This window comes from Mycobacterium sp., from assembly GCF_032162105.1.
In the GTDB taxonomy this organism is placed as follows: Bacteria; Actinomycetota; Actinomycetes; order Mycobacteriales; family Mycobacteriaceae; genus Mycobacterium.
The window spans coordinates 1-17,872 of record NZ_JAVRPS010000050.1; the positions used below are offsets into that span (position 1 = coordinate 1).

General features: G+C 66.0%; 17 protein-coding genes, 4 tRNA genes and 1 pseudogene. 9 read left to right on the top strand and 13 right to left on the bottom strand.

The window, feature by feature from the left end; all coding sequences use genetic code 11:
* A pseudogene (locus QOC69_RS02340) lies at nt 1-199 on the top strand (tyrosine-type recombinase/integrase); the annotation flags it as partial.
* Nucleotides 200-243: 44 nt separating this feature from the next.
* Here the strand turns inward: QOC69_RS02340 and QOC69_RS02345 are convergent.
* The 3 genes from QOC69_RS02345 to QOC69_RS02355 all read right to left on the bottom strand — a co-directional run bounded on the left by QOC69_RS02345 (nt 244) and on the right by QOC69_RS02355 (nt 527).
* Nucleotides 244-317: transfer RNA gene (locus QOC69_RS02345), tRNA-Phe, on the bottom strand.
* A 26-nt stretch (nt 318-343) separates the two neighbouring features.
* A tRNA-Asp gene (locus QOC69_RS02350) sits at nt 344-420 on the bottom strand.
* Nucleotides 421-454: 34 nt separating this feature from the next.
* Nucleotides 455-527, bottom strand: a tRNA-Glu gene (locus QOC69_RS02355).
* A gap of 156 nt (nt 528-683) precedes the next feature.
* Here QOC69_RS02355 and QOC69_RS02360 point away from each other — a divergent pair.
* Nucleotides 684-759, top strand: a tRNA-Lys gene (locus tag QOC69_RS02360).
* A 49-nt stretch (nt 760-808) separates the two neighbouring features.
* Here the strand turns inward: QOC69_RS02360 and QOC69_RS02365 are convergent.
* Both QOC69_RS02365 and QOC69_RS02370 read right to left on the bottom strand, forming a co-directional pair.
* Entirely contained in the window at nt 809-2,224 is a 1,416-nt protein-coding gene (locus tag QOC69_RS02365; protein WP_526435962.1) for an alpha/beta hydrolase, read from the bottom strand.
* A gap of 115 nt (nt 2,225-2,339) precedes the next feature.
* Complete coding sequence (locus QOC69_RS02370) at nt 2,340-3,653, bottom strand: lipase family protein (RefSeq protein ID WP_526435964.1); 1,314 nt, start codon at nt 3,651-3,653, stop codon at nt 2,340-2,342.
* A gap of 555 nt (nt 3,654-4,208) precedes the next feature.
* Here QOC69_RS02370 and QOC69_RS02375 point away from each other — a divergent pair.
* Entirely contained in the window at nt 4,209-4,448 is a 240-nt protein-coding gene (locus tag QOC69_RS02375; RefSeq protein WP_526435966.1) for a hypothetical protein, read from the top strand.
* Between the two features lies 1 nt (nt 4,449).
* On the opposite strand, the gene QOC69_RS02380 is transcribed toward QOC69_RS02375, so the two are convergent.
* Nucleotides 4,450-5,457 (bottom strand): oxygenase MpaB family protein, encoded by a 1,008-nt coding sequence (locus tag QOC69_RS02380; RefSeq protein ID WP_526435968.1) that lies wholly within the window; start codon nt 5,455-5,457, stop codon nt 4,450-4,452.
* A gap of 73 nt (nt 5,458-5,530) precedes the next feature.
* On the opposite strand from QOC69_RS02380, the gene QOC69_RS02385 reads away from it, so the two are divergent.
* Complete coding sequence (locus QOC69_RS02385; protein ID WP_526435970.1) at nt 5,531-6,115, top strand: TetR/AcrR family transcriptional regulator; 585 nt, start codon at nt 5,531-5,533, stop codon at nt 6,113-6,115.
* Here the strand turns inward: QOC69_RS02385 and QOC69_RS02390 are convergent, their stop codons facing one another.
* Both QOC69_RS02390 and QOC69_RS02395 read right to left on the bottom strand, forming a co-directional pair.
* Nucleotides 6,116-6,544: a hypothetical protein gene (locus QOC69_RS02390; protein ID WP_526435972.1), complete on the bottom strand. Its 429-nt coding sequence runs from the start codon at nt 6,542-6,544 to the stop codon at nt 6,116-6,118.
* A 119-nt stretch (nt 6,545-6,663) separates the two neighbouring features.
* Complete coding sequence (locus QOC69_RS02395; protein WP_526435974.1) at nt 6,664-7,128, bottom strand: hypothetical protein; 465 nt, start codon at nt 7,126-7,128, stop codon at nt 6,664-6,666.
* A gap of 202 nt (nt 7,129-7,330) precedes the next feature.
* On the opposite strand from QOC69_RS02395, the gene QOC69_RS02400 reads away from it, so the two are divergent.
* From QOC69_RS02400 to phoU, 4 genes are all read left to right on the top strand, one after another.
* A complete protein-coding gene (locus QOC69_RS02400) occupies nt 7,331-8,335 on the top strand; it encodes an acyl-ACP desaturase (protein ID WP_526435976.1) in 1,005 nt (334 codons plus the stop codon).
* Nucleotides 8,320-9,498 (top strand): tRNA dihydrouridine synthase DusB, encoded by a 1,179-nt coding sequence (dusB, locus tag QOC69_RS02405; protein ID WP_526436030.1) that lies wholly within the window; start codon nt 8,320-8,322, stop codon nt 9,496-9,498. Before QOC69_RS02400 ends, dusB begins: the two co-directional genes overlap by 16 nt.
* Nucleotides 9,499-9,728: 230 nt before the next feature.
* Nucleotides 9,729-11,750: an LCP family protein gene (locus QOC69_RS02410; protein ID WP_526435978.1), complete on the top strand. Its 2,022-nt coding sequence runs from the start codon at nt 9,729-9,731 to the stop codon at nt 11,748-11,750.
* 91 nt (nt 11,751-11,841) lie between these two features.
* Entirely contained in the window at nt 11,842-12,510 is a 669-nt protein-coding gene (gene phoU, locus QOC69_RS02415) for a phosphate signaling complex protein PhoU (protein ID WP_526435980.1), read from the top strand.
* Nucleotides 12,511-12,523: 13 nt separating this feature from the next.
* Here phoU and QOC69_RS02420 read toward each other — a convergent pair whose 3' ends face one another.
* Both QOC69_RS02420 and QOC69_RS02425 read right to left on the bottom strand, forming a co-directional pair.
* The gene (locus QOC69_RS02420; protein ID WP_526435982.1) at nt 12,524-13,450 is read right to left on the bottom strand and encodes an NADP-dependent oxidoreductase; all 927 of its coding nucleotides are present in this window, start codon (nt 13,448-13,450) and stop codon (nt 12,524-12,526) included.
* A 28-nt stretch (nt 13,451-13,478) separates the two neighbouring features.
* Complete coding sequence (locus tag QOC69_RS02425) at nt 13,479-13,988, bottom strand: MarR family winged helix-turn-helix transcriptional regulator (protein ID WP_526435984.1); 510 nt, start codon at nt 13,986-13,988, stop codon at nt 13,479-13,481.
* Between the two features lie 81 nt (nt 13,989-14,069).
* Between QOC69_RS02425 and QOC69_RS02430 the strand changes: the two genes are divergently transcribed.
* Nucleotides 14,070-15,044 (top strand): quinone oxidoreductase family protein, encoded by a 975-nt coding sequence (locus QOC69_RS02430; RefSeq protein ID WP_526435986.1) that lies wholly within the window; start codon nt 14,070-14,072, stop codon nt 15,042-15,044.
* 75 nt (nt 15,045-15,119) lie between these two features.
* Here the strand turns inward: QOC69_RS02430 and pstB are convergent, their stop codons facing one another.
* From pstB to pstC, 3 genes are read right to left on the bottom strand one after another with little or no spacing between them, the layout of a single operon-like run.
* Nucleotides 15,120-15,896, bottom strand: coding sequence for a phosphate ABC transporter ATP-binding protein PstB (pstB, locus tag QOC69_RS02435; protein ID WP_526435988.1), 777 nt, complete (start codon nt 15,894-15,896; stop codon nt 15,120-15,122).
* Between the two features lie 9 nt (nt 15,897-15,905).
* Nucleotides 15,906-16,820 carry a phosphate ABC transporter permease PstA gene (pstA, locus tag QOC69_RS02440; RefSeq protein ID WP_526435990.1) on the bottom strand — a complete coding sequence of 305 codons (915 nt, stop codon included), beginning with the start codon at nt 16,818-16,820 and terminating at the stop codon, nt 15,906-15,908.
* Nucleotides 16,817-17,872 carry a phosphate ABC transporter permease subunit PstC gene (pstC, locus tag QOC69_RS02445; RefSeq protein WP_526435992.1) on the bottom strand — a complete coding sequence of 352 codons (1,056 nt, stop codon included), beginning with the start codon at nt 17,870-17,872 and terminating at the stop codon, nt 16,817-16,819. The genes pstA and pstC overlap by 4 nt, the downstream gene beginning before the upstream one ends.

A 17,872-nucleotide genomic window follows, 5' to 3' on the forward strand; every position in this document is an offset into this window, starting at 1 on the left:
GCCCGACGTGTCTTCGCACAGCTTCCGCAAGACTGTGGCCACGCTCATCGACGACAGCGGGTTGTCGGCGCGGATCGGGGCCGACCAGCTCGGCCACGCGCGTCCGTCGATGACTCAGGATGTCTACATGAGCCGAGGACAGGTGCATGGCGAGGTGGCCGATGTTCTGGACCGGGCCGCCGGTATAAGCGCCGAATAAACGTCGAGTGACGGTCAATATCAAGGCGAAAATAGCCTCTGACGTGGCCAGGGCCGGGATCGAACCGGCGACCTTCCGCTTTTCAGGCGGACGCTCGTACCAACTGAGCTACCTGGCCGGTAGGCACACCGTGCCTCGCCGTGCTGGCGACCCTGACGGGACTCGAACCCGCGACCTCCGCCGTGACAGGGCGGCGCGCTAACCAACTGCGCCACAGGGCCTTGCTGTGCGACACCATCGCCATCGTGCCGCGTGTACCCCCTACGGGATTCGAACCCGCGCTACCGCCTTGAAAGGGCGGCGTCCTAGGCCGCTAGACGAAGGGGGCCAAGCCGAATCTCTCCGGGGTACTCGCAACGCCATGACGTTGGGAGCTTGGATAGCTTAGGTTACCGGGGTCCCAATCCTCAAACGAGGGCTGCTTACACGCCGGGTTGCTCCCCTCCCGACTCCGAACACGGCGGCCAGTATCCTGATTGACCGCGCCCCTATAGCTCAGTTGGTAGAGCTACGGACTTTTAATCCGCAGGTCCCAGGTTCGAGCCCTGGTGGGGGCACCACACTCAACGCATTCACCGTTCACCGCGCAGTCCCCCCGCGCCGATCGCGCTAGTGACCGACGGCCTGTTGCGTTGGGGCCGCGCCGGAACTGGGAAGCGGTATCTGCGGAACGCCTGGCGTGCCGATCCTTCCGGCGAGCCACGGCAGGGCGGCGGCGAACTGCTGCGCCCCGGATGGCCAGTCGTGCTTGGTCGGCTCGGCCACCACCGAACACTCGATGCCGTCGATGCTGGCTAGCGCGCACAAATAGTTGGCCCCCTCCGAAATGCCGTCCGGGGCCTCGGGCTCGGCCTCGGTGGGCGGGCCAACACCCACCGTTCCGTCGTGGTGCACGGTTGCGACGTTGGGATCCGACACACCGAACCACCCAGCCACTCCGGTGTAGGGACCATGCGCGGTCATCACGGCGGTCGGATCGAACTCTGCCCAGGCCTGCTCGTCGCCGCCGTAGAGCCGGAAGATGGTCTGCGCCTTCTGGCCGGCATTCGGGAACACGTCGCCGTCGATGTCGACGAATGCGCCGAACAGTTCCGGATGCTTGACAGTTAGCGCCACCGCGCACGTGCCACCCATCGACCAGCCCGCAACGCCCCAGTTGGCGGGGTCCGGGCTCACCCCGAAGTGTGAGATCACATAAGGCACGACGTCATTGGTTAGGTGATCGGCGACGTTGCCGCGAACGCCATTCACGCACTCGGTGTCCGTTATGAAGGAGCCTGCCGTGTCGACGAACACCAGCACTGGGGCAACACCCGCGTGCTTGGATGCGAAATCGTTGATCGTTGTTTGCGCATTGCCGCTGCGCAGCCAGTCTGCGGGGGTGCCGAACTCGCCGCCGATCATCATCACTGCCGGCAATTTCGGTGGAGGATTGGTGGCGTACCACGCCGGCGGCAAATATACGTACTCATCTCGGTGCGTGAAACCCGACGCATCGTCTGGGATCGTCACCGTCACGATGGTGCCCTCCGTCGGCTTGACGCCACGCTGGCGCATCGCGTCAACGGACGCCTCGTCGGTCTGGCCTGGCAGCCGACCGCCGGTGAGCTGACCCCAGGCGCTCTGCACCGTCGGGAGGTACCCCGTCCACACATTGACGGCCGACCCCGCGCACAACACGCACAACACCACGGCCAGCACGGAAACGCCACGCTGCCACCATCGAACTCCGCGCCACCCGAAAACCAGCACTCCAACGGCCAACCCGCTCAGCGCAATCCAAATCCACAACATCGGCGGCATGCCGCGATCAGCAACGCCACTGAAATCCAGATACCAATGCATGATCGCCGCAACTGCGGCTCCGAACACCAGGAACGCCGGTACCCAGAGCAGGCGCCACCGGCCCGTACGCCATCCGATCGCGAGCACCAAGGTCGCCGCGGCGATCACCTGAAACGTGATCGGTACCCAACCGTGAAGCAACGAGATCGGCTGCACAGCCAGGGTCACCCCGCTAGGCACGGCGACACCTCGAGCCGGTCGTCAGGCATGAAGCAAAGAGTACCGATGGCTCAGATACGTGACCGCCCGTGTCCACACGCGGGCAAAGCTCCCTGACGGCCACGCGGGAGACACATCACTGTGGGTGGTCGGCGACAACGGCTGGGCAGTCATCCTGTGCCGGGTCGCCGTTGAAGCGTGCGTTGATCCACTCATCCGCCGCCGACGCGTCGATGTCGGCGGCCCCCTTGTCAGGTTCGAGCTGAATTTGGATGACGTCGCCCATCCGGCAGGCCTTGTCGAGCGCCTGATTCGTCCACGCCGGCGGAATCAATGCATCATTCCCCCCGTACATCACAAGCATTGGGGCCGCAGTCGGCCCTTGCGGCAAGGTGCTCTTCTCCAAGTAACCTCGGAGGGTTTCCACCGCGGCAGGACTACTGGGTCGCAGATCATCCGCGGTTATTTGACCCGCAATCTTCGCGCGTTCTCCGGCCGCCGGGCCGCGGCACGCCGACAACACGTCCCACTTGTCGGCGACGATCCCTCGTCGGTAGTCGTCGAGGTTGAGGTCGGGGTACTGGTCCTTGAGTGAGGCAAGGATCCACTGCAGCACCGGCATCTGGTCAGGGGTCAGCGTGCCTGCCGCCGCCGCGTCAGCGAACCCGTTGATATCGGCAGGAGGTGACAGGCTTACCGTGCCAACCAGCGTTAGCCCGCCGGCATGGTCCGGCGCCAACTCGTTGGCCGCCCATGCCGCCTGCGCCCCTTCGGACGTGCCGAATGCCAGCCATCGACTCGAGGCGTCGGGAACGAGTCTGCGAGTGGCCTTCACCGAATCGATGATGTTGTAGCCGAGCGTCGTCGAGTCCAGGTACGGATGGCGCCACTGGTCGAGCCCAAGCCCTTGATAGTCGGACATCACGACCACGTAGCCGGCCTGCACCAGACCCGCGATCGGCGTCGAGAAATTGAGCAACGTCGAATCCAGGGACGGTGCGCAGTCGGACTGAATGCCGGTGGTGGAGTGGCCATACGCCACAATGGGCCAACCTCCACTGGGAGGCTTTCCCTGCGGGACGAAAACCGTTCCGGAGACTTGCGTCGTGCCGTCGAACGCGTTGGTGGACGCATAGGTTATCCGGGCAGCAAGCGACGTCACCTCCCAGAGCCGTCGATCGAGCGTCGGCATCGTGCTGGCCGACAACAACGTTCCCGGACCGGACCCGCTGAAATCCCCCTTCAACGGCACGCCGGACGCGGCTGCGGGCGCGGGGGGTGGAGCAGAAGCGGTCGCGTTGTGCTCGCGCCCCATCGCGGAGAGCGCGATCGCCGCGACCACGCACACCAACGCACCTGTTCTGATCACCCGCATTCGCACCCGACGACCTTGGTCGACATCGCCCGTGCGTGGTTCAGTGCCCGCTTTGCTCAAGTAGCGGTGCGTCATCGTCGACAAGGCTAGCGCAGCCGCCTGGCAGGACGACGAGTCAACGTCGGCGGCTGGCTTCTCCTCCGGCGCCGAAACGACGCTGTCCAGCAACTCGGTGTTCGGCAGCGAGGCGCAGTGATCTTCGAGTGCAGCTGGTCAGCCGTTATTCGGATCTTGCGCTGATCCCTTACCGAGCAGCTGTCCGCTGATTCGTTGCCGGCCTCTAGTCAGATACCGCACGTTCCTATGAGAAGAATTGTCGTGATCGGCATCACTCACAGGTGTGCCGCCTGCGGTGGTGACGAAAAGTGCGGCCCTTGATGCATATTCGGGCACCGACATAAGCGGAGTCGCCGCCGAGCCACCAGCAAATACCTGGCCTCACCGCGACAGGCACATCGCCACCGCGGGCCCATTTGTTGCATTCAGCGAACAGCGTGAGGATGGATGCCGGGACACTTGAATGGGCTCGCGGGCCGACGCCGTTGCCGGCATCGCTATCGTGTTGGTTTGCGCCATTGTCGCGGCTCAGGCCGTCGAAGGCAGTCCGGCCGCAAAGCTTGCCTCGGCGGGTTGGTCGCCGTCATCGTCAGCATCTACATCGGCGTACGCCACCCGCTGTGGTTGTACTGGGGGTTTGCTGTGGCGATGGGGCGCGCTGCCGTCACTGCCGAGTTCGGTGATGTGCTTGACACCCCGTCCACGCACAAGCTTCACCACTTCGGCGCGGTCGTAGAACCGGACCCCCAGAACCGTTGGCAGTGGCGATATTTCGACGGTACGACCTGGGCTGGCCACACCGCCACCAGATGACTCAGACCTTCGGGCAGTAGTGCATGCCATTGTCGCGGTGCCCGACCGGCGGCAGATTGCGCGCCGGCGTGTGCACCAGCGGCGCGTCGGCCGGGAGCCGGCCGGTGGCGCGATCCCAACCGCTACGCGCCCGCGGATGCATCCGGTGCCGCGGCGGCACCAGGGTGAACACCTTGCCGATGACCTTCCCGAGCAGTCGGTGCCGACGCTCGTCGCGGTCGGACCAGGTGTAGCCCATCAACTCACGTACTGCCGGGTCGTACAGGCCGACTGTGAACCAGACGAACAACGGGTGCACCACGTACTTGCGCTGCAGTGCCCACATCCAGTCGGGCATCTTCGCCGCGAACGGCGGCTTGGGCAGCTCGCTGAGATCAAGCACGTCACGCGCGGCCTTGTTGTGCTCCAACACGTTGCGGCACATGTGATCCCAATACACCTGGAATTCCTCCCAGGTCTCGGGCACCGGCCGCATGCTCATGCCGTACATCGAGTACCACTGGATGTGCTCGTCGAACAGCTGGCGCTTCTCGGCCTCGGTGATACCGCCGGCGAGCCGCTCCGCGACGATCAGGGTGCCGACGAAGAAGGTGGAGTGCGCCCAGTAGAAGACCTCGGGATTCAACGCATGGTAACGGCGGCCTTGAGCGTCGACGCCCTTGATGGCGACGTGATAGTCGCGGACCTCGGCGCCGGTCTGCGGTGCTCGCTCGCCGTCGAAGACCACTCCGCCGATCGGGTACAGGGAGCGCAGCAGCCGCGGCCAACGCTCCTGGAAGAAGATGGAATGCTCCTCGACCGCGGCACCGAGCTGCGGGTGCATGTTCTGCATCGACCCGGCCCATGGGCCCTGCAGCATGCCGCGCCAGTCACCGAAGTACTTCCAGGTCAGCGAGTCCGGCCCCATCGGATGCGGTGGGGCCTCGTAGCCGCCAGGCGCGACGGGGCAGCCGGAGCCGATCCCCGGATCGCTGGCGACCGGGCGCGCCTCAGACGTATCTTGTGTCACTGGTGAGAGTCTCCTGAGTCGTCAGGCGAATTACTCTGACTACGAGCGTTGTCATTCGAAGCTTAGGAGCGATGTGCCTTCCGGTCAACGACAAGGCCGATGGTCCGGGGTTCCCCTGCAGGACCGTCAGACGCTGCGGCGTGACGAACTCGTCGCCGCGGGCGTCGGATTGCTGGGCGGCGAAGCCGGCCCGGCCCTGACCGTCCGCGCAGTCTGTCGTGAGGCGAGCCTGACCGAGCGCTACTTCTACGAGAGCTTCACCGACCGCGATGAGTTCGTCCGCGCCGTCTACGACCACGTCTGCAGCACCGCGATGGCCGCCCTGACCTCGTCCGACACGCCACGCGACGCGGTCGAGCGGTTCGTCGCGCTGATGGTGGACGACCCGGTCCGCGGCAGGGTTCTGCTGATCGCGCCCGAACGGGAACCGGTGCTGGCGAAGTCGGGCGCCGAATGGATGCCCAGCTTCATCGACCTGCTTCAGCACAAGCTGACCCGCATCACCGATCCCGCCGTGCAGGCCATGGTGGCCACGGGTCTGGTCGGCGCACTGTCGGCACTGTTCACGGCCTATCTGAACGGCCGGTTGCCCACCACCCGGGCGCAGTTCATCGACTATTGCGTCGACATGCTGCTCAGCAGGGTGTCAAGCCACTAATCATGCGTTGGGGGTGCTGACCGCGGCGAGCGCGGCCTGCTCCTCGGATGCGGCCTTTGCCGCGGCCTCTTCCGCGGCGGCCTTGGCCGCGCGGCCCTCCTCGCTGGCCAACGAGGGGCCGGGCATCCCGGCGGTCGCGTAGCCGCCGTTGCAATTCAAGTAGAACTGGACGGTTTTGGAGACGTGGACACCAGAACCATCTGCGAACGGTGCGCCCTGCGAACGCGTCACCAGGCAGTCGTCCTGCGAGACTTTGTCGCCCACCCTGGCCGCGACGACGACCGTCTGGCCCGCATTGCTGGCCGCCGACGATGCGTCGGAGTACTTCTGCCCCGCATAGTCATCCGCCGCAGCGATGCCGGTGCCGAACACGGTCGAGAAAGCCAGCGCACCAATCGCGCCGGAACCAATAACCATGAGCTTCTTCACGTTAGCCCTATCTGCCAGTCGAAACAGCCTTGCCCGACGGGGATAGTACCGCTGACAGACCCCGTGCGCAGCGTTCGCGCAACTAGTCCGATGGAACCGCTCAGGTGATAAAACTGGGTCTATTCGCCAGCCTGCCCGGCGTCGACCACAGCGAGTTGGTCCTGCTCCTGTTGCTGCGCAGCGGCGGCCGCTTCCGCTTCCTTCTGCTTCTTCGCCGCCATATCGGCTTCCCACATCTTGCGGCCCTCGGGGCTCTGCAGCGAGTAGCCCGGCCACAGGGCGGTGCCGTACTTGGAATAGCAGTTCAGATTGACCAGCATCTCGTTTCCAGCCTTGTTGCCGGACCCGTCCAGGAAGGACGACTTGCTGGCGCTGGTGACGATGCAGTTGTCCCAATCCTTGCGGTCACCAACGGTAGTGGCGACCACAGGGGTCAAGCCCATCTGGCCGATCCTGGCCTTGGCATCCTTGTAGTACTGCCCGACGATCTGATCGTCGGCGTTCGCCACCCCGCCACCGACCATCGTCAACGCGACCGCCGCAGCGCCACATGCACCTGCGCCGAGAACAAGGAGTTTCTTCACATCGGTTGCGACCTTTCGTCAACGCCGAGGCGGATTGGTTTGCCGGAGAGCCGGGCACCCGGGGGAATCGTACAGTCCGGGAAACAACATCAGGGGTAGCTGCGCAACACCCGTAACATATGAGTCGCCATAGACTTGAATGTCACCGGGGTACACAGATATATTGAGTGCTACCAACAGGTACAGATAACTGGGAGGTTCCATGTCGACCGAGTTGACAGACCTGCAGCTTCTGCACGAACTCGAGCCGGTGGTCGAGCAGAACATCAACCGGCACCTGTCCATGCGCAAGGACTGGAATCCGCACGACTACATCCCGTGGTCCGACGGCAAGAACTATTACGCCCTCGGTGGCCAGGACTGGGATCCAGGACAGTCGCAGCTCTCCGAGGTCGCACAGGTGTCCATGCTGCAGAACCTGCTGACCGAGGACAACCTGCCCTCCTACCACCGCGAGATCGCGATGAACTTCAGCATGGACGGCCCATGGGGTTGGTGGGTCAACCGCTGGACCGCCGAGGAGAACCGGCATGGCATCGCGCTGCGCGACTACCTCGTCGTCACCCGTGCGATCGATCCGGTGGAACTCGAAGAACTGCGCGTCGAGCAGGTCACCCGTGGCTTCAGCCCCGGCCAGAACCAACAGGGCGACATGTTCGCCCAGAGCCTTTTCGACTCCGTCATCTACGTGACGTTCCAGGAGCTCGCCACCCGGGTGTCGCACCGCAACACCGGCAAGGCCTGCAACGAGACCATCGCCGATCAGCTGCTTCAGCGGGTCTCAGCGGACGAGAACCTGCACATGATCTTCTACCGCGACGTCAGCGCGGCAGGCCTGGACATGGCCCCCAACCAGGCGATGATGTCCCTGCACCGCGTGCTGCGCAACTTCAAGATGCCCGGATACACCGTGCCCGAGTTCCGTCGCAAGGCCGTCGTCATCGCCGTCGGTGGCGTGTACGACCCGCGCATCCACCTCGACGACGTGGTGATGCCCGTGCTGAAGAAGTGGCGCATCTTCGAGCGCGAGGACTTCACCGGTGAAGCCGCGGAGATGCGCGACGACCTCGCCAAGCTGGTCGAGGAGCTCGAGGACACCTGCCAGAAGTTCGAGATCGCCAAGGAGCGTCGCCTGGAGCGGGAGCGCAAGGTGGCCGAGAAGAGGGCCATGAAGAACCTCCTGGTGACATCATCGGCAGCGTCCTAACCCCAGCTCAGCCCGCGGCGTCATCTGCTCTGCAGATCGGGCCGATCGCGTTGCGCAGTCCGGTCGTGCTGGCCCCGATGGCCGGTGTCACCAACGTGGCGTTCCGCACCCTGTGCCGCGAACTCGAACTGGCGCGGGCGGGCACCGTCAGCGGACTGTACGTCTGCGAGATGGTCACGGCCCGCGCGCTCGTCGAGCGCCATCCGGTCACCCTGCACATGACCACGTTCGCGCCCGACGAATCCCCGCGTTCGCTGCAGCTCTACACAGTCGATCCGGAGACCACCTACAAGGCGGCCAAGATGATCGCCGACGAGGGCATGGCCGACCACATCGACATGAACTTCGGATGTCCCGTGCCCAAGGTCACCCGCCGCGGCGGCGGGGCGGCGCTGCCGTTCAAGCGCAGACTGTTCGGCCAGATCGTCGCCGCGGCCGTGCGCGCGACCGAGGGCACCACTATCCCGGTCACGGTGAAGTTCCGGATCGGCATCGACGATGCCCACCACACGCACCTCGACGCGGGGCGGATCGCCGCCGAGGAGGGGGCGGCCGCCGTCGCGCTGCATGCCCGCACCGCCGCCCAGCGCTACTCGGGGACGGCGGACTGGGAACAGATCGCCATGCTCAAGCAGCACGTCACGGGTATACCCGTGCTGGGCAACGGCGACATCTTCGATGCCGACGACGCACTGGCCATGATGGCGTCGACGGGGTGTGACGGAGTCGTCATCGGGCGCGGTTGCCTTGGCCGGCCGTGGCTGTTCGCCGAACTGTCCGCCGCATTCTCCGGCCGCGAGGCCGCCACGCCGCCGACGCTCGGCGAGGTCTCGTCGATCATCCGCAGGCACGGCGAACTCCTGGCCGAACACTTCGGTGAGGACAAGGGGATGCGTGACATCCGCAAGCACGTCGCGTGGTACTTGCACGGATTTCCTGCGGGAGCCGACCTGCGACGCGCGTTGGCGCTGGTCAAGACCCTTGCCGAGCTCGAGGAGCTGCTGGCTCGACTCGACCCGGACGTGCCGTTCCCACCAGCAGCGGAGGGCCCGCGGGGGCGACAGGGCTCACCCGGGTCGGTGACGCTTCCGGAAGGCTGGCTGAGCGATCCGGATGACTGCACGGTGCCCGAGGGTGCCGACGTCATGCATTCTGGAGGCTGATTCGTGTCGGTATCGAGACACGCCGAGAGAACTCCGAGACGTCACCGACACATCGTCCGACTAGCCCGCTCTTAGGTTGTCTCAGTACGATGAGGATCTTATCGCGACGGCTCCGGTAGCGGAGCCGACGACGTGCTGCTAAAGAAACAGGAAGCACGCAGAAAAATCTGCGCCTGAGGTTCATGGAAGCCAGGCGTACAACACGCCTGGGAGTCGGAGGCCGGTACGACATGAGTGACGGCGACAACGCCACTCCTGGCCGTCCTGGTTCCTCAGGGCCGGGCGGTCCTGGCAGCGACAATCAATGGCTTACCCGATCTCCGCGGCCGACGCCAGGCGCCGCGCCGTGGGAACGCAGCCGAGTTTCCAACATTCCTGACGAAGCTGACGGCCAGGCGCCCGACGGTCAGGGGCGCGACGACTCGACTCCCGCACATCACTCCGACGGGGTCACCGTCGCGGACCTGATCGCCAAGGTGTCGGGAACCCGGTCGGAGGAAGAGCCGACGCGCCATCGCGCCGAGCCCGAGCCTCCGCTGCCCGCATACTCGGAACCGCCCGTGGCGGTCGGCCGAGACAACGAACCCGTCACCGAGGTCTTCCCGCCGGTCGCCCTCTACGACTCCGAACTGCCGGTCCTTTCGGGCGCGCGGCGCCCTGCGAAGCGCGTCGGTGATCCGCGGGCGCGCACCAAGCCCACACCGCATCGCGGCAGGCACACGGCGATGGTCGTCGGGCGGGTGGCCGCCGCCCTGATCGCCGTACTCGCGCTGGCGATGACCGGCGCCGCGTGGCAGTGGCAGTCAACCAAGAACCGGAGCCTGAACAAGGTCGCCGCCCTCGACCCCAACTCGCGCGACATCCTCGACCCCAACGCGCAGTACGGCGACGAGAACTTCCTGATCGTCGGCGTCGACAGCCGCATCGGCCAGAACAGCGACATGGGCGCAGGCGGCACCCAGGACGCGGCGGGCGCGCGCTCCGACACCGTCATGCTGGTGAACATCCCAGCCAACCGCAAACGCGTTGTGGCCGTGTCCTTTCCACGCGATCTGGCCATCACGCCGATCAAGTGCGAGCCATGGAACGCCGAGACGGGCGCGTATGGCCCGCTCTACGACCAAGAGACGGAGAGCTACGGCCCCGACCAGGTCTACACCGAGACCAAGCTCAACTCCGCCTATTCCTTCGGCGGGCCCAAGTGCCTGGTCAAGGTGATCCAGAAGTTGTCCGGCCTGTCCATCAACCGGTTCATGGCGGTCGACTTCGCCGGCTTCGCCAAGATGGTCGACGCGCTCGGCGGTGTCGAGGTGTGCAGCACCACGCCGCTGGAGGACTACGAGCTGGGCACCGTGCTGGCCAACTCCGGTCGCCAGATGATCGACGGCCACACCGCCCTGCAGTACGTGCGCGCACGCCAGGTCACCACCGAGACCAACGGCGACTACGGGCGCATCAAACGCCAGCAACTGTTCCTGTCCTCGCTGCTGCGCTCGCTGATCTCCCAGGACGTGTTCTTCAGCCTCAGCAAGCTGAACAACGTCGTCAACATGTTCATCGACGACAGCTACGTCGACAACATCCAGACCAAGGACCTCGTCGACCTCGGTCAGTCGATCCAGGGCGTGAACGCCGGCCGCATCACCTTCGTCACCGTGCCGACCGGCGTGACCGACTCCGAGGGCAACGAGCCGCCGCGCGTGGATGACATGCGCGCGCTGTTCGACGCGATCATCAACGACGACCCGCTGCCCGAGGAGAAGAACGCCGACAACACGCCGGTGCCGAAAGCCCCAACCACCAGCGCGCCCGCGCCCACCGACCCCGGCGGCGAGCTGGTCGACGCCGTCACCACCAGTCCCGGCGGGATCACCGTGCGCGTGTCGAACTCGACGGGCGAAGGCGGCCTGGCGGCGACCGCGGCCAGCGAGCTGCAACAGCACGGTTTCAACGTCACCGAGCCGGACGACTACCCGGGACCGCTGAACTCGACGACGGTGTTCTTCTCCGCAGGCAACGAGCAGGCCGCGGCGACGGTCGCGTCGTCGTTCTCCAACCCGACCATCGAACGGGTGTCGGGCATGGGTAACACGATCCGGGTGGTGCTGGGGTCCGACTTCTACTCGGTCGCCCCGCCGTCGCCGAGTGGTTCGCCGATACAGGTCCACGTGCTCAAGGGCACCAGCAGCGAACCCACCCATCTGCCCGAGGACTTGACAGTCACCAACGCCGCGGATACCACCTGCGAGTGACGCCGGAATCGTCATCGTGGCAGGTGGCATTCACCTTTCGTTCACCCTCGTCGGCGTGACCTATCGGAGTGCCAGACCGTAGGCTTGGCGTATGCGTACCGCTTACCACGAGCAACTGGCGTCCCTGTCGGACCAGCTCGGCGAGATGTGCGGCCTGGCAGGCGTCGCGATGGAGCGCGCCACCCAGGCCCTGCTGCAGGCCGACCTGGCGCTCGCCGAGCAGGTCATCACCGACCACGAGCACATCGCCAGCATGAGCACGCGCGCCGAAGAGGCCGCGTTCGTGCTGCTGGCGTTGCAGGCACCCGTGGCGGGCGATCTGCGTGCCATCGTGAGCTCGATTCAGATCGTGGCCGACGTCGACCGGATGGGCGCGCTGGCGCTGCACGTCGCCAAGATCGCCCGGCGCCGTCACCCGCAGCACGCCCTGCCCGAGGAGGTCAACGGCTACTTCGCCGAAATGGGCCGGGTCGCCGTGGAATTGGGCAACAGCGCGCAGGAGGTGCTGGTCACCCGCGATCCGGAGAAGGCCGCCCGGATCCGCGAAGAAGACGACGCGATGGACGACCTGCACCGCCACCTGTTCAACGTGCTGATGGACCGGGAGTGGAGGCACGGAGTCACCGCCGCGGTCGACGTGACGCTGCTGAGCCGCTTCTACGAGCGGTTCGCCGACCACGCCGTTGAGGTCGCCCGGCGGATCATCTTCCAGGTCACCGGCCAGTTCCCCGCCGAAGAGGAGATCCCCACCCCCCGCTGACGGTCTGGCCCGATCAGGGTAGAAGCACCAGCTTGCCTCGGGTGTGGCGCTCCTCCAGCGCCTGGAAGGCACGCCGCACGTCGTCGAGGGCGAACGTCCCGGCGATCGGCACCTCCAATTGCCCTGCGGCAACGAGCTCGGCGAGTTCGGCGAGTACCTGTGCGTTGCCCGCGTCGGCGTTGCCCGCGAACTTGACGCCGAATCGGTCTATCGCGGCGAAGTCGATGATGGTGTCCACCCGGTCGGGGGCGACGCCGAGGTCGGTGACGGCCAGTTCCACGTAGCCGCCGCCGAAGAAGTCCAGAAAGGCGTCGATTCGCCCGAGGCCGCGAAGCCGATCGGCCAGTCCGTCGCCATAGTTCACCGGGACGACGCCGTGCTCGGTGAGCCACTCGTCGTTCGACGGCCCGGCGATGCCCAGCACCTTGGCGCCGGCCCGGATGGCCAGTTGCACGGCGATCGTGCCTACCCCGCCCGCCGCGCCTGCGACGGCCACGACGTCCCCCGGCGTCAACCGCACTGCGTCCACGGCCGCATACGCGGTGGTGCCCGCGACGAACAATGCGCCAGCGACGTCCCACGACACCCCGGCGGGCTTGGTCGTCAGCTGCCCGGCGGGCACCACGACGTACTCGGCCTGACTGGCCCTGGCCTCGCTGAATCCCAGCACCTCGTCACCCACGGCGAACCCCTGCACGTCGGCGCCGACGTCGGCGACTACCCCCGCGAGGTCGCTGCCCTGCCCGGACGGGAAGGTCGCCGGCCAGCGGTCGTGCAGCGCGCCCTTGCGGATCATCGCCTCACCGGGGTTGATGCCAGCCGCCTTCACCCGGACCAGAACCTCACCGGGTCCCGGTTGCGGACGCGGTACCTCACGGACCTCGAGGACGTCGATGTCGCCGTACTGATCGAACTGCACTGCCCTGGACTGGTGAGCCATGACGGATACGACGGCTTCGGCCGCGGCACTATTCCCCCACCTCGATGCGCACCCCGACCTTTCTCGCCGCCATCAGATCCCGCAGCACCCTGGCCAGCACCTGCAACTCGGCGCCGCTATAACGCCGAAGGAATTCGTGCAGTCCATGCGCCATCTCCTCGTGCAGCCGGCGGTGGGCGTCGACGACGAGTTCACCGTCCGCGGTCGGGGTGAGTTCGATCTCCTTGCGGTTGCCGGGGATGGGCGTGCGGGCCACCAGACCCGCATCCACCAGCCGTTGGACGTGTTTGGACACGGTGCCCTTCAACTGACCGGACCGCGCGGCCAGCCCGACGACGCTGACCGGCCCGTCGGCGATGACGGCCAGAAGGTGCATCGACAGCGTGGGCAGCGACCGGACGACGTGCTCCAATCGCGCGGGACAGCGTTCGGCCATGAAGTCGCGCTCGGCGTCGCCGCCCTCGTCGGCGTCGAACTTGTCCCCCACGGCGCCGACCAGCTCGTTGATGTCCGCAATGAGCGCCGATTTGGTTTTCATGGAAACCATCTTGGCATCTCCCGCCCTCGACGGTACATTGTTTCCATAGAAACCATTTCTGCCGAAACGAAGGGACGCGCGATGAAAGCCGCAGTCGTGAACGCTTGGGGCCAGGCACCGGTCTACGCGGACCACCCCGAACCGCAGGGCCGCGACGGCGCCGTGGTTGCCTCCGTAGAGGCGTCCGCGCTGACCAACCTCAGCCGCAGCCTGGTCTCCGGAAAGCACTACGCCAGCAAGGAGATTCAGCTACCCGCGATCCCGGGCGTCGACGGGGTGGCCCGGCTCGACGACGGCCGCCGCGTCTACACCGGGGCGCTGTCGCCCTACGGCATGATGGCCGAGCGCACGCTGGTCGATCCGCACGCGGTGATCGAACTACCCGATGGTGTCGACTCGGTGACCGCCGCCGCCATCGCCAATCCCGGCATTTCGGCCTGGATGTCGCTTGAACACGCGGCGGCGGTACGTCCCGGCGATCACGTGCTGGTGCTCGGCGCCACCGGGGTCACCGGCTCGATGGCCGTTCAGTTGGCGAAGTCGGTGTTCGGCGCGGGCCGCGTCGTGGTAGCGGGCCGCGACGCCGCGCGCCTGCAGTGGCTGCGGGACGCAGGCGCCGACGACTCCATCGCGCTCGGCAGCGAGGATCTGGGGGCCCGCGTCGCCGCCCTGCACACCGAGCGCCCCTTCGACGCGGTGCTCGACTATCTCTGGGGCGAGCCCGCCGAGCAGGTGCTCGCGGCGCTGGGGACCAGTCAGCTGGCCGCCAGCTACCAAGCCACCCGGTTCGTCCAGATCGGCTCGATGGCCGGGCTCACCATGAGCCTGCCCGCCGGCATCTTGCGCAGCGCGGGCATCACCATATCCGGTGTCGGGCTCGGCAGCGTGCCACCGGAGGTGCTGGCGAAGGCCCGCACCGAGGCCCTGCCCCGGCTGTTCGCCATGGTCGCCACGGGCGATCTGCAGCTACGCACCCAGGCCAGGCAGCTGGCCGACGTCGAGCAGGTGTGGACGGCCGCAGAGCCCTCGGGAACCCGGGTGGTGTTGACGCCCTAGTTTCATGCGCGAGACGCAAAGGTGCCCCAAAACGCCAGTTTTGGGGCACCTTTGCGTCTGTTCGGGGTGAACAGGTTAGCCGAAGCGGCCGGAGATGTAGTCCTCGGTGGCCGTCTGAGTGGGGTTGGAGAAGATCTTCTCGGTGTCGTCGATCTCGACGAGCTGGCCAGGCTTACCGGTCGCCTCCAGGTTGAAGAACGCGGTCTGATCGCTGACCCGGGCGGCCTGCTGCATGTTGTGCGTCACGATCACGATGGTGAAGTCCTGCTTGAGCTCGGCGATCAGATCCTCGATCGCCAGTGTCGAGATCGGATCCAGCGCCGAGCACGGCTCGTCCATCAGCAGCACGTCGGGCTGCACCGCGATGGCCCTGGCGATGCACAGCCGCTGCTGCTGCCCACCCGACAGCCCGCCGCCCGGCCTCTCGAGCCGGTCCTTGACCTCATTCCACAGGTTTGCGCCCTTGAGCGACCGCTCGGCCACCTCGTCGAGGGTCTTCTTGCCACGGACGCCCTGCAGTTTCAACCCGGCCACCACGTTGTCGCGAATGGACATGGTGGGGAAGGGATTCGGCCGTTGGAACACCATCCCGATGGTCTTGCGGACACCCACAGGGTCGACGCCCGCGCCGTAGATGTCCTCACCGTCGAGCAGCACCGAACCCTCGACGCGCGCGCCGGGGATGACCTCGTGCATGCGGTTGAGCGTGCGCAGAACCGTCGACTTGCCGCATCCCGACGGCCCGATGAACGCCGTCACGCTGCGCGGCTGCACCGACAACGCGACGTTGGCCACGGCGTGGAACGACCCGTAGTAGATGTTGACATCCTTGAGATCCAGACGCTTGGCCACTAGCAGCTCCTAAACCTTCTTGGGGGAAAAGACCTTCGCGACGAACCGGGCCGCGATGTTGAGGATGGCGATCAACAGGATCAGCGTCAGGGCCGCGCCCCACAGCCGACCCGTCGGCACTGGATTGGCACCAGCGCCCGCCGAGATCTGGTCGTACATCATGCCCGGCAGCGAGCCCATGAAGCCGCCGAACATGTCGAAGTTCATCGCCGCGGCGTAGCCGACGAGAATCAAAAGCGGAGCGGTCTCACCCATCACCCGCGCGAGCGCCAGCATGATGCCGGTCACTATGCCCGACAACGCCGTCGGGATCACGATGCGCAAGATGGTCTTCCACTTGGGCACGCCCAGTGCGTAGCTGGCCTCGCGTAGGTCCATCGGGACGATCCGGAGCATCTCCTCCGTGGCGCGCACGATGACGGGAATCATCAACAGCACCAAGGCAAGCGAGACAGCGAAGCCCGACCTCTCGAAGCCCAGCGTCGCGACCCACAGGGCGTAGATGAACAGCGCCGCCACGATGGACGGCACACCCGTGAGGATGTCCACCATGAACGTCGTAAGCTTGCCAAGTCGCGTGCCGCCGCCGTATTCGACGAGATACACCGCGACCAGCACCCCGATCGGGATGGAGATCACCGCACAGACCACGCCCTGCAGCAGCGTGCCGACGATGGCGTGATAGACACCACCGCCCGGCGAGAACGCCGTCATGCCGGACTGCGAGTTGGTGAACCACTGCGGCGCCGTCAGCGCCGCGATGCCCTTGGTGATCACCGAGTACAACACCCACAGCAGGGGAACCATGGCGACCAGCACGGTCGCCGACACCAGCACCGTCGCGGCGTTGTTGGTCAACTTGCGGCGCCTGCTGACCCCTTGGAAGGTCGGCGCCTTGACGGGGATATCCAGTGTCGAGGTCACTTCGCGCCCCTTCCGGCGACCGCGGCGCGGGCCAGCGAGTTCACCACGAACGTGAGGATGAACAGCACCAGGCCCGCCGCGATGTAGGCGCCCGCCTTGTACTGGTCGTTGAATTCGCTTGCGGTAGCGGCGATCTTGCTGGCGAACGTGTAGCCGCCGTCGAACAGCGACCAGCCGAACGCCGTCTGCGTGCCGCGCAGGATGATCAGCAGCGCGATGGTCTCACCCAACGCCCTGCCCAGTCCGAGCATCGAGCCGCTGATGTAGCCGGACAGGCCGAATGGCAGCACCGTGGTCTTGACGACCTCCCACCGGGTGGCGCCCAGTGCCAGTGCCGCCTCGATCTGACCGCGCGGCGTCTGTATGAAGACCTCACGGGTCACCGCGGTGATGATCGGCAGGATCATCACCGCCAGCACGATTCCGGCCGTGAAGATGGTGCCACCACCGGCCACCGATGCGTTGCCCGTCTCGAAGAGGAAGAACCAGCCCAGGTTCTCGTTGAGCCAGAGGGCGAAGGGCTTGAGCACGGGTGCCAGCACGTACAGTCCCCACACGCCATAGACGATCGACGGCACGGCGGCCAGCAGGTCGACCATGTAGGCGAGCGGGCCCGACAGCCGACGAGGCGAGTAGTGCGTGAGGAATATCGCGATGCCCAGTGCCACCGGCATGGCCAGGACGAGGGCGAACACCGAGACGAACACCGTCACCTGGAGCAGGTCGAAGATGCCGAACTTCATCGCCGACGTGTCAGTGGTGACCCAGTTGCCGCCGTAGGTGAAGAAGTTCTCGTCGTTGCGGGCCAGAGCCGGAATGGCCCGCCACAGCAGGAACACCCCGATCGCCCCGATGAGAACGACGATCAGAACGCCCGAACCCTCCGAGAGCCCGCGGAAGATCTTGTCTCCCAGCCGAACCTTCGCGCCCTTGGAGGGGTTGGTGGAGATGGGTTCCGGCGCGGGAAAGGGTGAAGCGATTACTTCACCCGATCCCGCGTCGGTCGGATTTGGTGTCGTCACTGCAATCCCGTCGGAGACCCTATCGGTCAT

Excerpts from the sequence above, each read along its gene's own strand:
- pstC (WP_526435992.1), bottom strand. The coding sequence starts at position 17,872 with ATGACCGATAGGGTCTCCGACGGGATTGCAGTGACGACACCAAATCCG.
- QOC69_RS02430 (WP_526435986.1), top strand. The coding sequence starts at position 14,070 with ATGAAAGCCGCAGTCGTGAACGCTTGGGGCCAGGCACCGGTCTACGCG.
- phoU (WP_526435980.1), top strand. The coding sequence starts at position 11,842 with ATGCGTACCGCTTACCACGAGCAACTGGCGTCCCTGTCGGACCAGCTC.
- QOC69_RS02400 (WP_526435976.1), top strand. The coding sequence starts at position 7,331 with ATGTCGACCGAGTTGACAGACCTGCAGCTTCTGCACGAACTCGAGCCG.
- QOC69_RS02425 (WP_526435984.1), bottom strand. The coding sequence starts at position 13,988 with ATGAAAACCAAATCGGCGCTCATTGCGGACATCAACGAGCTGGTCGGC.
- QOC69_RS02420 (WP_526435982.1), bottom strand. The coding sequence starts at position 13,450 with ATGGCTCACCAGTCCAGGGCAGTGCAGTTCGATCAGTACGGCGACATC.
- QOC69_RS02370 (WP_526435964.1), bottom strand. The coding sequence starts at position 3,653 with ATGACGCACCGCTACTTGAGCAAAGCGGGCACTGAACCACGCACGGGC.
- QOC69_RS02410 (WP_526435978.1), top strand. The coding sequence starts at position 9,729 with ATGAGTGACGGCGACAACGCCACTCCTGGCCGTCCTGGTTCCTCAGGG.